Annotated in this window: 9 protein-coding genes; all 9 read left to right on the top strand. The window is 49.1% G+C overall.

What is annotated here, in order from left to right:
• The first annotated feature begins 65 nt into the window (after positions 1-65).
• Positions 66-1,910, top strand: a complete 1,845-nt coding sequence (locus tag C7M51_RS21930) for a conjugal transfer protein TraN (protein ID WP_160623772.1) — start codon at positions 66-68, stop codon at positions 1,908-1,910.
• 2 nt (positions 1,911-1,912) lie between these two features.
• The gene (gene traF / locus C7M51_RS21925) at positions 1,913-2,692 is read left to right on the top strand and encodes a type-F conjugative transfer system pilin assembly protein TraF (protein WP_160623771.1); all 780 of its coding nucleotides are present in this window, start codon (positions 1,913-1,915) and stop codon (positions 2,690-2,692) included.
• A 3-nt stretch (positions 2,693-2,695) separates the two neighbouring features.
• Complete coding sequence (gene trbB, locus C7M51_RS21920) at positions 2,696-3,238, top strand: type-F conjugative transfer system pilin assembly thiol-disulfide isomerase TrbB (RefSeq protein ID WP_160623770.1); 543 nt, start codon at positions 2,696-2,698, stop codon at positions 3,236-3,238.
• A complete protein-coding gene (locus C7M51_RS21915; RefSeq protein ID WP_160623769.1) occupies positions 3,238-4,599 on the top strand; it encodes a conjugal transfer protein TraH in 1,362 nt (453 codons plus the stop codon). Before trbB ends, C7M51_RS21915 begins: the two co-directional genes overlap by 1 nt.
• 6 nt (positions 4,600-4,605) lie before the next feature.
• On the top strand, positions 4,606-7,455 hold the full coding sequence (gene traG / locus C7M51_RS21910) for a conjugal transfer mating-pair stabilization protein TraG (protein ID WP_160623768.1): 2,850 nt from the start codon (positions 4,606-4,608) through the stop codon (positions 7,453-7,455).
• 5 nt (positions 7,456-7,460) lie between these two features.
• Positions 7,461-7,991 (top strand): hypothetical protein, encoded by a 531-nt coding sequence (locus tag C7M51_RS21905; protein ID WP_160623767.1) that lies wholly within the window; start codon positions 7,461-7,463, stop codon positions 7,989-7,991.
• A 168-nt stretch (positions 7,992-8,159) separates the two neighbouring features.
• Positions 8,160-9,065, top strand: a complete 906-nt coding sequence (locus C7M51_RS21900; RefSeq protein ID WP_160623766.1) for a DUF6012 family protein — start codon at positions 8,160-8,162, stop codon at positions 9,063-9,065.
• Positions 9,066-9,191: 126 nt separating this feature from the next.
• On the top strand, positions 9,192-11,279 hold the full coding sequence (traD, locus tag C7M51_RS21895; protein WP_160623765.1) for a type IV conjugative transfer system coupling protein TraD: 2,088 nt from the start codon (positions 9,192-9,194) through the stop codon (positions 11,277-11,279).
• An 8-nt stretch (positions 11,280-11,287) separates the two neighbouring features.
• The gene (gene mobF / locus C7M51_RS21890; RefSeq protein ID WP_160623764.1) at positions 11,288-16,435 is read left to right on the top strand and encodes a MobF family relaxase; all 5,148 of its coding nucleotides are present in this window, start codon (positions 11,288-11,290) and stop codon (positions 16,433-16,435) included.
• Positions 16,436-16,651 lie beyond the last annotated feature (216 nt).

Below are 16,651 nucleotides of genomic sequence, written 5' to 3'. Positions count from 1 at the left end.
TTGTAACTAAAACCCTTCCAGCCTACTGCGGTGGGCATTCCCGTTAACCTCAACCGGGATCTCTGATGAAAAATTTAAATCACTCAGTACTGCTGGGCCTGCTAATGGCCTGCATGCCATTAAGCGCTCAGGCGACATCAATGGATGTCTCAAACCTTGAGGGAATTAACGCTGGTAAATCAGCCAATGGTAAGACCAGCGCTGACCCGAACAGTTATTTCGATGACTATACCTCAGACGTGCCGCAGCGCGACTGGTATGAGGGACCTACACATACGTCAACGAATATTGACCTGCAGGGACAAAAAGAGCTGAGCGAATCCGAGCTGGGGCAGATAGCAAACGAGTCCTATGTGAATAACCCAGCCGATAAACTCAGTTATGACTCTGACATGATGAAGTACAGCGATGAGATCCGCGAAAACGCCAACGCTATCACTGGCGTGAATGGCAATCAGTGTGTGGCGCAGGAACTCAATAAAACCACGTACACCATACACCATTGTGAGATGGCGAGGTCGCTTACACAGACATGCAAGCGTAAGGCGTCCATAGTGACTACCGGTTCCAGGGAAGAATACAGCACACAGCTGAAACTGGATGCGCGGAGCATTACAGGAAAAAAAGGGGATGGGTACTGGATAATTTATGACTTTGTGGTCCCCGAAAACGGCACTATCAGTAGCGGAACATGGGAACTACTTTATCCAAGAGCACCTGACTGGCATGGCGACCGGCTGTGGTATTCCATCCGGGCGTTTGGTCAGCAGTTCAGGACCAAGCTTAACAACACAGGCGTAATAAATATTCCCACACAGCAGGTGACTCAGGGACAAATCATTACCTTGCAACTGCATTATGACACGGATGGTTACCATGAATCATCGCGTGACAGCCTGATGAAGCTGGTTGCTGATGGTACCACCGTATTTCGCATGTCGTTTCCAATGCAGTCAGTGCGCGATACGGTAAAAACCGAGCTGCAGTGGACCAGCAGCTGCCCCACAGACATGCAGGATGCGGTGAAAATGAGCGAGGCCTGCACCGATCCGGGAGGCACCCGCTCTGTAACAGTCGGTGGCAAGGCCTACAACGTTTACAGTGACTGTTGGGAGTACACAACTAAGTGGAACGTTTATGAGGACGATACCAACACCTGTCAGGCTTACATTGATAATCCGAATTGTAGTGAAGGTACCCGTACATGCACTCAGAAAATTGGTAACTTCTGCGTTAACGGCAAGCTGACTTACCAGTGCGCCCATACCGTAAAAAGTACTGGCTACATATGCGGCTCTGAATTCTATTGCTCAGACGGCAGCTGCCTGGCTATGCAGGCTGGACAAAACCAAAATTTTGAAGCGGCTGTATCACAACTGGCTGCGCTGGCAGCTGCAGGTAAAGACTTCGCAGGGATGGACCCCAACTCAGTGTCAGCATTCACCGGTACAGCGATGGCATGCCGCAAAAGTGCAGCCGGTTTCAGCAATTATTGTAAAAGCGGCGGCTGGGGCCAGGACGCAGGGCTGGCACACTGTAATAGCGAAGAAAAAGCAATCGGTACCGGCAAGGAGAAAAAACTTGTCGTGAAAGTAGGCTCGTACTGTTCGAAAAAAGTGCTTGGCGTCTGCCTGCAGAAAAAAGAGGGCTATTGCGTGTTCGACAGTAAGCTGGCACGCATCGTACAGGAGCAGGGACGTCGCGATCAGCTTGGGGTAGGTTTTGGCTCAGGCAGTTCACCAAACTGCCGTGGAATAAAAATAGCTGAGCTGCAGGGAATCAAGTTTGACCACATCGATTTCAGCGATTTCTACGACGATCTCAACAGCAATATCACACTTCCCGATCAGGATGCGCTGAACCAGCGCATTACTTCAGACATACAGAACAGCCTCAAATCAGGAGAATAAGGATGAGAAAACTCATCAGCCTGACGCTGCTGATTAGCACGTTACCGCTGCATGCGGCAGAAAAAAACAGGTCCAACGGTTACTACTACGACCCGGCAGTAGGCTGGTACTGGTACAACAAGCCGGTGGAAAAGGAACAGGACGAACAACAAATGCCGCTTCCTTCATCACCATCACAACAGGAAAACGCTACACAAAAGATGAAGCGTTTGCAGGCATATCGCGACAATTTAATAAACGAGGCGATGCTCAATCCTACAGTCGAAAACATCAGGCGCTACAAGATCGTTCAGGACTGGATGGTCAATCAGGCCAGTGTGTTTGCATCACGCTGGGAGAAAGTACTGCTGGATAACCCTGAGCTTGATTACAGCCTGAAACACCCGTTCTACAACGGGACAGCCAATATCCAGTACACAGAGCAACGCCGGAAACAGCAGACAGCTATTCGCTATGTGAACCAGCGCTACGGCGTATTTTTCTTCTATCGGGGTAACGAACCGCTCGATAACCGGCTTGGCAGTGTAGTGAAGGAATTCAGCGAAGAATTCGGTTTGCCTGTCATTCCAGTCACTGTGGATGGTCGCGTAAATCCGGATTTGCCGGATACCCGACAAAACAGAGGCCAGGCTGAAAAAATGGAAATCGGGCACTTTCCTGCCATTTACCTCGTAGAACCGCGTACAAAAAAATATCAACCGCTGGCATACGGCTTTATTACACAGGACGACCTGGCGAGACGCGTACTCAATATCGTAACTAACTTTCAGCCCGAGGATTAAATAATGTTTTATAAATTGTTTGCCGTACTGCTGATGCTGATCCCGGTGTTTACTGAGGCCAGCACAATTGATGATATTGCCCGCCTGGAAGTAGCAAAAGAACGCGCCGGTGCATCTCCTGCTACTGATACGCAGAGCACACCGCAGCAGACGACACCGTCCAGGACGGTATGGTATCAGCTGGGTAACGGACAGCGCGTGGATGTGGGGAACTGGTTGATCGTGCACTTTATCCGCTCTGACTGCCCCTACTGCCATCGCTTTAACCCAATACTGAAATCGGTTTCAGAACAAACAGGCATCGACGTGTTTGTCTACAGCTTTGACGGTAAGGGAGACAACACATTTCCGAAGGTTATGCCCGTGAATGACAGCGTCCTGAAGGATTTTTTTGCAGAGCTGCCACAAGCAACACCCACCGACTTCGTTATCAATACGCAGTCTCTGGTAACCATTCCGCTGTCACAAGGGGAAATGAGTGCAGAGGCGCTTAAACAACGTCTGGATGAATCTTTCGCACTGGCTGTGCGTCTGGGAGTTCTGTAATGATTAAACCAGCATTACGCATCGGCATTACTGCCGGTCTGCTCCTCTCTGCTACCGCTCGTGGGGACGTGCAGCACGATATCAACCAGTTCTTTAACGATATGGGCGGCGGAGGCGGTAACTATACACAGGCCGCTGCGTGGCAGGGACAGTCAGCGGGCTACCTTACCGGCGGCAACCTGTTTATCCGCACGCCAGTACGCAATATTCAGCTAATCTCCGTCACACTTCCGGATATTAAATCGGGATGTGGTGGCATTGACGCATACCTCGGTTCCTTCAGCTTTATTAACAGTGACAGCATCAAAATCATGGGTAAGCAAATACTCAGCAATGCTGCTGGCTATGCCTTTGACCTCGGGCTGGAAACCATTTGCCCACAATGCAAATCCGTAAAGGACTACCTGCAGAAGCTTGCCGCAGATACCAATAATATGAATATTTCCACCTGTCAGGCGGCACAGTCTATTGTTGGTGGCCTGTGGCCCAAAAGCCAGGTGGCCAGCGCACAAATCTGTCAGGATCTTGGTACCAAACATGACGTGTTCTCCGACTGGGCTGCATCCCGCCAGGGCTGTGGCGTCGGTGGTGAGACAAACAGTGTATTCAGCAAAGCGAGCGCTGAGGAAAAGAAACGTATCCCACGTAACCGTAATCTGACATGGGATACCTTCGAAAAGCTGAACCAGTTCTTCAGTAACGATCGCGAACTTAAAGAATTCATCATGTCGATAGTCGGTACGGTGATTTATGACGCTAACGGTAACCCGACGTTCCTCCAGCCACGTGGAGGCAGTGAATCAATGTTTAACACATTGCTGAACGGCGGTACCGAGAAAATCTATCGCTGCAATGACAACAATACCTGCCTGTCACCAACAATCGCAGAGCTAACCCTGTCCGAATCAAGCGGCATGACAGGGCAGGTCCGTAATTTGCTTAACGATATCTTCGACAAAAGCCGCCGTGACATAGCATTGACGGCAAACGAAAAGGCCTTCATAAGCAGCACCCGAGTAAGCATCCTGCGTTATACCATCGATTCTGCATCGGTAGGTCTGGATCAGAGCGTGGTCAGCAGTCTGGCTGAGTATATTGCGGCAGACATGGTGATGTCCTATATCAACGGGCTTATTGATGTGGCCGCAAGCGGCGCTGCAGGTTCACTCGATACTGAAGAAGAGAGTAAACATTTTCATGAGAACCTGCGGCTGGTACGTAACGAACTGAGCCAGCGTGTGGCGCGCATTCAGGTACAACAACACGGTCTTGCCGAATACGAACGTAGCCTGTCAGAAATGCGCAAGCAGCTCTCTTCATCCGTCTCCGACAGCATGCTGTCAAATTATCATTGGGAGTAGTTGCTGATGGCACTTGATATCTGGGTAGTCAGCTCCGGCGGGATGATCACGATGGGGCTTAATGCCGTTGCAACAGTAATGGAGAATGAAGGCTGGCGAAATGTTCTGTGGGTGGCAGAGACGCTGGGCATCCTGGTCTGCCTGATTACTTATTTGCGAACGCACAGTCTGACCACCATGTTCAAATGGGCTTTGACGTTCGTACTTGTTACGGCATTGCTGTTAACACCGAAAACAACGGTGGTGATTAACGATCTGACTGTTCCTGACAGGGTCGGGCGGGTGGATAATGTCCCGGTAGGCCTGGCGCTGCCACTTTTTCTCACCACGAGTCTGAGTTACACAATTGCAACAACGTATGAAGACACTTTCCATTTTCCAGACGAACGCTCTTACTCCAAAACCGGCATGATGTTCGCAAGCAGGCTTATGCAGGACAGCTTTACCATAGGGAGTCGCAACCCTGTGCTTACCTATAATATGGGGGAATATACTAAAAACTGCGTAGTGCCGGATATTATGCTGAATCAGAAATACAGCATGCAGGACGTTATGATGTCCGAAAATGTACAGGCACAAATATTCAGTAATCCAAGCCCGCTGCGTGCTATCTACTGGCGTGATGCTACCGGCACTACGTTCATGGTATGCCGTGATGCAGCACCACGCCTGAAACGATTGATAGAAGCCGAAAGTAACTATTCGGGCAGTACATTTATGGCTCACGCGGTCAGAATGCTGCCGGGCAATAGCGCGCCGCAAACCGTATACGCAGAACAGCTGGCAGGATCTTATGAATATTTCTTCGGCAGCAGTAAATCAGCACAGTCCATCATAATGCAAAACATTGCGGTTGCCGGGTTAAGGCGCGGTTTTAACAGCTATGTGAAGGGCATGGACGATACTGCTTCAATGGTGGATATTGCCTCTGAACAGTCGCTGATGAAGCTGCGTCTGTCACATGCAGTGAGTTATACCATTGCTACCGAAGTGCTTCCGCAACTGCATACGGTGTTACTACTGTTCTGTATTTGTATCTTTCCGGTGATGGTACTGGCGCTCTACGTTCGGGAAATAGCCTGGTCCGTTATCAAGAGCTACCTGAATTTTATGGGGAGCCTGATGCTTTGGCCAGTAATGTTCGCCGTCTTTAATTTCGCGGTAAATTTCAGCACCAGAACCAGCTTCAATGTTTCCGGACCGACACTCTCTAATATGAACAGGTTGATGGAAACCAGCACTACTACGGGAGGTATTGCTGGCTGGTTAATGCTTTCTATCCCATTTCTGGCGTTCCGTCTGTTTACCGGGCTGGGTCAGGGATTTGCCAGTCTCAGCTCCAGCCTCGGAAGCGCACTCAGCAGTGCTTCAGCGGCAGATTCGGCAGCTGTGGCATCGGGTAACCTGAGCATGGGTAATGTACAACTGGATAATATCAACGGGCATAAAACCGATCTGAACCGTATGTATCGCGAGGGAATGACGACGGTGCAAATGGACAATGGTGCCACCCGCACAATAACGCCGGAAGGACAAACTGTGTTTGATTCCTCCGGGGCGACCAGTCGGCTACCGGTCGATCTGCATCTTGACCGTAATCTGGCAAGCGCCGCCCAGCGTTCGGTACGTGACAGTATGGCGCAGACTGAAATGGCGGCCCAGGGCTATAATCACTCCGTCCAGCAAACCGGCTCAGTCCTTAAACAGTTTCATGAGCAGTTTGGTAACAGTGACTCGAAAATGCTTTCAGCCTCAACTGGCCTGAGCGTAACTGATGCTGAACGTGTCAATAAGATGCAGAACGTAGTGAAGGATTACGCAACCAGAAATAATATCAGTTTTAACGAGGCCTATTCTGAACTGGAAGATAAGTCGCGCAATGCCTCGGTCACCACTGGAGCGCGAGTCCAGGCAGGCATTGACTCAAGTAAATCATTGTTGGGTAAAGCAGGCGAATGGATAACAGGAGCCTCGGCCAAAGGAAATATACATACAGGTTCCGAACTGAGTGCAAGAACAGGGTCCGCCTCACAGGTCACTCAGGGTGGACAAAGTGGAAGCGATAATTCTGAAACACTCTCCGCACGTGAATCACAGGACTTCAGCCAAGGAATGGATGTGTTACGTAATTACAGTACGACCTATAATGGACAACATATTGACAACAATGCTGCTGGCCTGCTGAACCAGATATCCTCCGGCATCACAACTTCTGACAGCAAATACGCGCAATACTCTGCCAGCCAGTCGCACACTCATGAACTGCAGAAGATGGCCTCGCAGACTGAAACGCTCAGCGCAGGCGCACGTGATAACTATACGCAGCAGTTCGTACAGTGGACAATGCAGCGTTTACCAGGCAATGCCGAAACTATCCTTACCAACACCTCAGATGAGAACGTTCAAAAGCAGCGTGATGCTCTGGTACAGGAATTCTTTGCTGATAAGCTTAAAGGCCGTATTGACGAGGACTATTCACGTAATGCTAATAATACCAGTCAGGGTATGAGGTCACCGGCAAATACTGCAAAAACTCAGTTTGGGGTGGCATACGATAACGCAAACCAAAGCATTGAGGCGGGAGTTGCCAGAAACAATATCCGTACAAATGTAAGCGGTGAAGTTGAAGCTCAGCAGTTAATAGTTGAAAATAAAGCTGATGATGCTCAGTCATTAATTGAAGAAGGTAAAAGTAATACGGGTGGCGGGATGGTTTCTCGTACAGGAGAGTATATTTCGAGTGCAGATACTTTCTATGATAATAAGAAGGCTGCTGATAAACATCAGGATAAGAAATTAGTAAATCCATTTAGCAAGTACACTTATAAAGATTACAAGGAAAAAGATAAGGAATAATACGCATGATGACATATGAAGAAATACAAAAAGATTCAAAAGAAATAATTAATATAATATGCTCTTCTCAGCGGAAAATACCGGGTTTTTTTAGTATGTTTGGGAAGGTGAAGTATCATTTTATTATTTACTGCGTATTGGGCGGGGTAAGTTATTTTTCGCTTCCTTTACCAAAAAATATCGGGTTGTGGTTGTTTTTTGTAGCGTTTGGATTGTTCCATTGGGTTGTAATATTTTCTTTTATTGCTACATATGCAAATTTGTCCAATATGATAGGAGATGAGAGACTAAAGGAATTAAGTCTAGTTAAAGTTATTGCAAGGAAAATTAATTTTTACGGTTTAGTGTGGCTTGTGCTATTGATTGTTTGTGGTGTGTCAGGAATTTTCACCGAATGGAGCATTTTGCCTCTTGTAATAGGTAACATGATAGTTACTTTTTTAATGGCGATTGTTTTTAATATAGATATTTCTCGATATCAGATATCAAGTATCATTGGCGCTGTAAAAGCAGTACGTAATAAATCTTATAACTAACATATATGAGAGTTCTTGATTAAGGTTTGCCCGGTTACATTGGGTAAACCTGCACTTTATTCACTTGAGATTGAAATGAAATAAATTAATCAAGACATAAAAGTCTTAGCTTAGCCCTGCTTTTCGGTAGGGTGTTCACATCATGTTATTTGAAATGTTGAGGTTCCCATGCTCATACATCTGACCCCATCTTATTTTCTGAATTACTCAAACATCTCGGTTAATTTAATTGATGTTGAAATTCCTGAGTTAGGTCTGCGCTTGCAAGAAGAAAGAGATATTACTGTCAGGTTCCCGTCGCCTAATAAACGTCTGCATTATGTTTGTCGAAAAAAAGGACGTAAAGCTGTTAAGGGAATTTTACTTAATACGGATAAACACGTGTCTGACATTACTGTTATTACTCGCTGGGCTGTACAGGGCGATGTATCGGTACATCGGGTGCATATGCACATTGTAGGCAATGACGATGCAGCAACAGACTTAATTCAACTATGGAGTGGGTTTTACAATTCACCTTACGGTGATAAAACTCCGGAAGTAGCCATGAACTGGATACCTGCTTCCTGTCAGCCTCGTTTGACCGTCAATGCCGGTGACAGACCATCAGTGCGCGAAACTGCCATCTGGCGTCGTGCCGATCCGGCTGGAATTATCCGGCAGCAAACCGAGTATTACACTGCTGCGACCGTGGAGCCTGAACGCCTGATTTCTCCCTGGCGTGGTAATAAAAGCCTCCCGGCTCTGGAGGATGCGTTTGACTGTAAAGTGCGTGAGTGCTCTGACACATTGCGCGTACTGTTCTCCACTCCTGGCGTAACCGTATGCCCGGTTACCGAGCAAGAAGAGCTTATAAAAAACGACCTGAAGGAAACAGGCAGGCTCGATGCATTCACCTCGCTTATTCAGCCCGTAATGCAGGAAGTACGTACAGTCTGCCCGGTCTTTTTTACGAATACTAATAACCTGATGAACGTTATCCGTCAGTTCTCCTCGCATTTTCGCGCCCTGACCGACTCAGAAAAACATTTTGTTGAAAGCCAGATTAACCAGCCGCTGTTTCAGGTGGATTAAGCAGAACCTCACATCAGCCCGCATGGGCCAGTTTGTATCGTAATAATCTCTTCGCAGTCACCTGCCTGGTTTTGGGTACCCGAAACTTTGCAAGTAAGTCTTTGACTTCAAGAAAAGGATTTTCCTATGAGCCTTAACGCCCGCGATTTCACCCAGGGCGGTCAGGTGATGAAATACATGATTGGCATGTTTCTGCAGATCATGAACATCGCCTCATACTGGGTTGTGCTTTTTTCTGTACTGATATTTTTAGGCTGGATGCTCCTGCGGCTTACGCTGCAGGAATTTTTACACGGCTGTGCCTACTGGTTCGCAAAACCACTGGCTAAATTAAATGAAGGGCCCAGCTGGACCTTTCATTTTGAGCGTCCGGGCGGCGAAGTCGTGGAGTTCAAACACACCGCACTGCAGGTATTAAACGATCCCTATTTTGTGCTGATGGGGGAACGTGTCAAAGACAACGCTTTTTACGGTTGGGGTATTGCATCAATCAGCTTTTTGGCCGCCATGATGGCTGTTACCTGGTATCTGGGTAGCAAAGGAGCCAGTCAACGCAAGAGCGAGATTACTGGGGGCAGGACGCTTGCTGACAACCCGGAAGAATTAAACCGACTGCTCAAAAAGGCAGGCCTCAAATCGCCTCTGTCTATATGCGGTCTGCATATTCTGCAGGATTCAGAAATCCAGAACTTTGGCCTGCATGGTACTGTAGGGACCGGCAAAACTACTGCGATGAACGACATGCTACGCCAGCTACGTGAACGGGGCGATCGCGTCGTTATTTATGATAAAGGTAATAACTTTATTCCCATTTTCTACCGACAGGATAGAGACATCATTCTTAATCCTTTCGAAGTGCGCTGTGCTTCGTGGGACCTGTGGGAAGAATGTCAGACAGTGGGCGAGTTTGAAAACTTTGCGGTCTCACTCTTACCCGACAGCAGCGGTAGTAGCGATCCGTTTTGGGTGCTGTCGGCCCGCTCGTTGTTTGTGGCCACTGCGCGGAGAATGGCCCGTGAGAAGAACCGTAGTATCAGCGGACTGCTGAAAAAATTAATGTCCATTAGCCTGGCAGAACTGCGCCAGTACCTTGATGGTACAGACGCGGCAAATCTGGTAGATGGCAGCATCGAAAAAACTGCGATGACCATTCGCACAATCCTTACCACCTATGTTCGATCGCTTCGCTACCTTCAGGGACTCGATCAGAAAGGGCGTCGCCCCTTCAATATCCGTGACTGGCTGCATACCGAGGACGCTAACGGTGATAATTCGTGGATTTTTATCTCGAGCGACGGCAGTAATCACAACGCGCTAAAACCACTGTTGAGCGCATGGCTCTATATAACCATGTGCAACATTCTGGGCCTGAAAGCTAATCGCCAGCGGCGCATCTGGCTTTTCCTTGATGAGCTTCCATCCCTGCACAAACTGCCTGTCTTGCCGGAATTTTGTGCAGAGGCGCGTAAGTTCGGCGGTTGTACCCTCGTAGGTTTGCAGAACTACCCGCAACTGGAGCAAATCTACGGTAACTACATGGCCAAATCTATCTGGGATTTGCTGAATACCCGTATGTTTTACCGTGCACCCAGCGGTTCTGTCGCAGAATGGGTGCAGAAGGAAATCGGTGAAAAAAAACATAAAAAGTTCAAGGATCAGTACAGCTATGGCATCGACATTATCCGCGACGGCGTACAGTACTCCAAAGACGAGATCAACGAATACCTGGTCAGCTATTCAGACGTGCAAAAACTGAACGATCTCGAATGTTATGTCACTTTGCCAGGTAGTTGGCCGGTGGTACGCATGAAACTGCCCTGGAAACCCTATCGCGAAATCGCAGAAGGTCACATTTCACGTGATGTTGAAGAGGCGTTAGATCCAGATATTGAGGCAAAGCTTGCGAACCAGGACAGTGATAGCCGGATAAGTCAAATTATGGGCCGACTCTTTGGCGACACAGTGTGTCCCGCTGAAGGTGCCGATGCAACCGCCAAAACAGAATCTTTACCAGCTGTGCAATCTGAACAGGAAGAATCTGGCGGACGCGTAGTGGTAGTGACCTTACCAGTACTCACTGAAGACAACACAGCCTCTGCTGTTACATTGCCGACCAAAGAGCCAGCTGCAGCGCCACAACCGGAAGCAGATAAACCCCTTCAGTCGGTGGATGCTGTAAAACACCGCGATTTCGACCCTGACGATCGTTTCTGAGGTGGATTATGCTGTCTGTTTCTTCAGTCAAAAATGCCGGTAAGGCTGGTGCTTATTACACCAAAGAAGATAACTATTACTTTCTGGGCGAGCAGTCCACTGAATGGTATGGAACTGGTTCAGAAAATCTGGGTCTTGAAGGCCCGATAAACCCTGAAACCTTTATGGCCGTACTGGAAGGCAAGCTTCCGGATGGCACAGATATGAGCCGGATGGAGGGCGGCGTAAATAAACATCGCCCCGGTTATGATCTCACGTTTTCAGCACCCAAAAGCGCTTCGGTACTGGCGCTGGTGACCGGCGACACTTTTCTGATTGATGCGCATAAAGAGGCTGTGCGCCGCACGCTGGATGAGGTGGAAAAGCTCGCTACCACGCGCACTATGTCAGACGGCATCACCAGTATGGAGCAAACCGGCAATTTAGTGATCGCAACCTTCATGCATGACACCAGCCGCAACCTTGACCCTGCAATGCATACCCATGCAGTTGTAGCTAATGCAACACTTTCAAAGGATGGATGGAAAACTCTGTCTACCGATACTAAAGGCAAGCAGGGTTTCACCGACATCGTGTGGAAAGAACAGGTCAGCATCGGCGCTCTTTATCGCGGACATTATCGCTCAATTATTGAGCCAGCAGGTTATCAGACAGAAGATACCGGTCCCCGTGGTGAATGGGATATCACTGGTGTGCCGGTGACACCCTTTTCTTCCCGCCGCCAGGAGATTATCGATCTCGTTGGAGAGGATGCCACGGCGAAGCAAAAGAGCATAGCTGCGCTTGATTCGCGACAGGCGAAGCATCTGGAAGACCCTGAAGCTCTGCGCGAACACTGGCAGGAGAAGTTGAAGGAAACCGGCTTCGATGTCGGGAAATTCAGGCAGGAGGTGCTCGAGAGGCGTCTGAAATACCAGAAAAATGATATTGAAAATACCAGAGTCAAAGGAAAAGCTGCCGAATCCATCACGCCTTCTGAGTTAGATGGTGTGGTACGGGAGACAATTGATCGCTTGTCTTTAAAAAACGTGCGTGTGACTTACGATGACGTGATGACAAATTTACTTAACCACATCCCTATGGAGCGTGGTGTCTACGTAAAAGCGCGTCAGGCAATCAACAATGCCGTTTCTCGTGGTCAGTTAATTGCTGTGGACAAAAATCAGACGCTGTTTACAACTGCTCTCCACGTTCGCGACGAAGCGCGTCTGGCACAGCTTGCAGCCGGACTTGCAGAAAAACGCGGTATGCTCGTAATGCCAGCAGCTAAAAAAGGTGTGCTGGCACAAATAGCTGATGCTGATCGCGCTGTATCACTCATAGACGTGCGTGGCGGCACGCAGTTTATCAGTGAACTGAACCGCAGTGTCATAACAATGGCCAGCGAAAATAAACGTCCGCTGATCGTTGTGGCCGCAGATGGAGCTGCATATAAACGCCAGAAAAATGATTTTCAGGATAAACCAGGCGTAATGCTCATGACAGCGGAAGAGATAAAAACGGCTGAGTTACCGTCGCGTCCGCTGGTGATGGTAGCTGAATCAGAACGATTTAATACATCCGGATTACACGATGTGTTGAAAATAGCGGCACAGCACGACGCTACCACCCTGGTCTTCGATACTCACGCAAGGCGAGCAGCAGGCTTTGCTTCCGCAGTACTGAGCAGTGCTGGCGTGAAGCAGTTTACCGCGACACCGAAGAGCGAAGATGTACGTGTAACAATGGTTCAGAAAGACACGGTCCAGGATCGGCTCCGTGTTGCTGCACGCTATTACGCACAGGAAAAAGCGCAAGGAAGACCTGTGTCGCTGCAGGCGGGCAATGCACGTACGCGTGACCAGCTTACGAACCAGACCCGGGAAATCCTTACTGAAGAGGGGGTGCTTGGAAGGGTACTGGGCGAAGTTACTGTTCGGGTACCGGTATGGCTTGATACCTCTAACCGTAACGATCGCAGCATCTATCGCAAGGATATGGTGCTCGAGAAACATGAGGGAAAAGGGGAGAAGACCGTTTTCACCATCACCGGCGTGAGCGAACGTCACAATTTGCTGACCGTGTCGGATGAGAAGGGACAGAAGCACGGGATCAGTATCAGCAGTATCGACAGCCATTACCGGCTGTTTCGCGAGAAAAAACTGGAGCTGCGGGAAGGCGAGCAACTGCGTGCTACTGCAGAACTTAACATCCGCGCCGCCAGTGGTGAAAAACTGACTGTCACAGGTGTAAAGGAGGGGCGCTGGTTGTTCAGGGATGTTATCACAATGAAAAACTCAAAGGGGCAGAGCGTAAGGGTGGATCGTAATGCGCCGCTGTATGTTGACTATGCCTATGCAGAGTCTTTTGGTAATACGCGGCGTAGCGAGGGCACCGTGTTAGCCGTGCTGTCGGGCAAAGATGTAAACGATTCAACCATTAACATGCTACGCCGCAGTGGGTCAGACGTGATCGCATTCACTCCGCTTGATGAAGCGACCATCAACAGACGGCTTAAGGAAAACGGTCCGGTTGTGAGCGTGACACAAAGTATCAGGTCACTCGCTGGTGAAAGTGATCTGACTGATGCGTTAAGAGAACTCGAGTCCCGGAAAATGTCGCGACCGGAGCGCGTGGTACGACTGGCCATAGAGAAGGCCACTGGCACGAAAGTGACGTTTACCGGCGTCAATGTAATGGCTGAAATGATTAACACCGACAGCAGTATCAGCCCTCAGCGTGCGGCAAATGAACTTTTGCGGTTAGTGCAGCGCGGAGAAATTTTTGCGCTGAGTGCGGAGCAGGGACCAGCTGGCACGTTTGTTTCACGTGAAAATTTTGAAAATGAGGTAACAATCCTCCGTCACATTGCTGAAGGCAAAAACAGTGTAAAACCACTTCTTGAAGGAGGATTGAGCAAAGACAAGGCTGCAGGACTGACGGATGGCCAGCGCGAATCTGGCAACCTTATTCTGACGACCCGTGACCGTTTCATCGCAATACAGGGTTATGCCGGAGTGGGTAAAACCACGCAGTTTCGAGCTGTGGCAGCGGCGCTGTCGGCTGTGCAGAATGCTCCCGAAATTCGCGGTCTTGCCCCTACGCACCGCGCTGTCAGCGAACTTTCTGGCGCAGGTATTCCTGCACAAACTATTGCCAGCTTTCTTAGCGAAAGTAGTAAGTGGCAAGCCGCCGGGCAGCCGCGTGATTTTAGCAACACCGTTTTTGTAATTGATGAATCATCCATGAACGGTAATGCTCAGATGGCTTCACTGATGAATCTTATAGCTGAGGGCGGTGGTAGAGCTGTGCTCAGCGGTGATAAGGACCAGTTGAAGTCTCTGGAGTCCGGTGCACCATTTACGCTTACCCTTGAACGCAGTGCGGCTGATATTACTGTAATGAAAGAAATTGTGCGCCAGATCCCCGCATTAAAGCCTGCAGTAGAAGCAATTATCGCTGGCAACGTCCGTGAGGCAGTTCGGGTTTCGGAGAAAATAAGTCCAAAAGTTGTACCGCGTCTTCCGGGCGCTTATGTGCCGAAAAGCAGTGCTATTGATGGTGTTAGTAAAATCGAAGGCGTGTCCGATCCGGATAATAATTCGGCACTGAATCTTATCGGGCTTATAGCAGATGATTACACTGGCCGGACGCCGGATGCCCGAAACAACACTCTTATTGTGTCGGAACTTAATGAAGATCGGCAGGCTATAAACGATGCGGTTCATGAAAAACTGAAGAAACAGGGCGCTCTTGGTGACAGTGTCACGGTGCCGCTGCTGGTACGCATTAATAACAGTAACGCAGATCTTGGTCGTCAAAAGTTCTGGGCCGATCATTTTGGTAGCGTGGTACGTCAGGGCGAAAAATATTATCGGGTTAGCATAACTGAAGTTGAAAGCGGCATAGTACATCTGACCGGGCTGGACGACACAGCGAACCGGTGGATGAGCCCAGCTGAATTGCGTAAAGAGAATGTGGCGGTTTTCGATGAGGTGAAGCGTGAAATCAGCGTTGGAGAAAAAATCCGTCTTACGTCTACCGATCGTGAGCGCAACCTGCGAGCCAGCGACATTGCGGTTGTATCAGGTATCAGCGACGATGGTAAAATCACACTTGATACGGGTCATCAGCAGGTTCTCCTTGATCCCACAGCCCGCCACGCAGATCGACATATGGATTACGGCTACGCCGTTACGACATACAGCTCACAGGGCGCTTCAGTAAAATATCTGATAGGCCTTTTTGGTGAGTCTGGTGCCAGAAAACGAATGGCCGCTCTGGACAGTACCTACGTGCAGCTGTCCCGCTCAAAAGAACATATTCAGACTTATTTTGACAACATGTCAGGCTGGATTAGCCGTGTTGAGAGAAACAGCGGGCGTCGTCAGACGGTACACGACATTCTGATGCAAAATGAAGACGTGCGCGCCGGGCGGGAGATGCTGGTATGGAATAAAAGCTTGCCGGTATCTGATACTCGCCTGGCCGATCGGGTTGATCAAGCCCTGACGGCAGATGCGCGCTTTATGGCTGGGAAATCGCCTGAAATGATTTGGCCTGTTATTAACGAACATGGCAGGCAGCGGGGTAACTGGCATGTACCCGTGTCGCCTACTAGCGGGAATGTAAACTTTGATGCCGCGCATTATGAAGGCGCAGCGGACGGCAACCATATAGTTCTGCAGCGCGGTGAAAAGCATGGGAAGGTGCTGGAAGCGGCGGATATTTCAGAAGCGCTTCAGTTAATGAAAGAGAATCCCGAAAGCCCGGTGGTGCTGTCTGCTGACCACAGTAAACCCTCTGAGAACAAAAGCCTGCCGGTTGAGGCTGAGTCTTCCGGTGATGAACTGGACCGTCGCGAGGCCGAGGTGCTGGAAAAAGCTATTAAGGCCGCACAGGAACAGGAAGAGAAAATACAGGAACCTTCCATCGATGATGAACGGCACTCTCCGGATGTCAGTGACAGGGATTATGAGGCCACGCTTGAATCTGCACTTGAAGCAGCTCTGGAGGAGCTGCAGGCAGAAGAAGAAATTGATTACCGCGACTACGAGCTCTGGACAGAGCGTGAAAACCATACCCCGATGATGAATGAGGAAATCAATGTCATGCGCCATGAGCGAAGTGAACCTGAGCCGGAACTGGAAAATAAAATTCAAAAAACACTTGAGTAATGTTCTCTGGATTAACTGTCACCGTCCGCTGAACTTTCGGTACTTCTTTCACCCCTGAAGTCGTCTGGGATGAACCAGTCTTAGCCTGCAGCTACCTGAACAACTGGACATCCCACTGGACGAAGGGAACGGACTGGTAACAGACGTACTCCCTGAAAACGATCCTGAAACGTAACCGTGCGCCAACACGGATTATGTTAATAAAGTAAGTCGCTG

The organism is Mixta intestinalis (assembly GCF_009914055.1).
GTDB classification, from domain to species: Bacteria; Pseudomonadota; Gammaproteobacteria; order Enterobacterales; family Enterobacteriaceae; genus Mixta; species Mixta intestinalis.
This window is presented reverse-complemented; position numbering and strand designations above follow the sequence as displayed.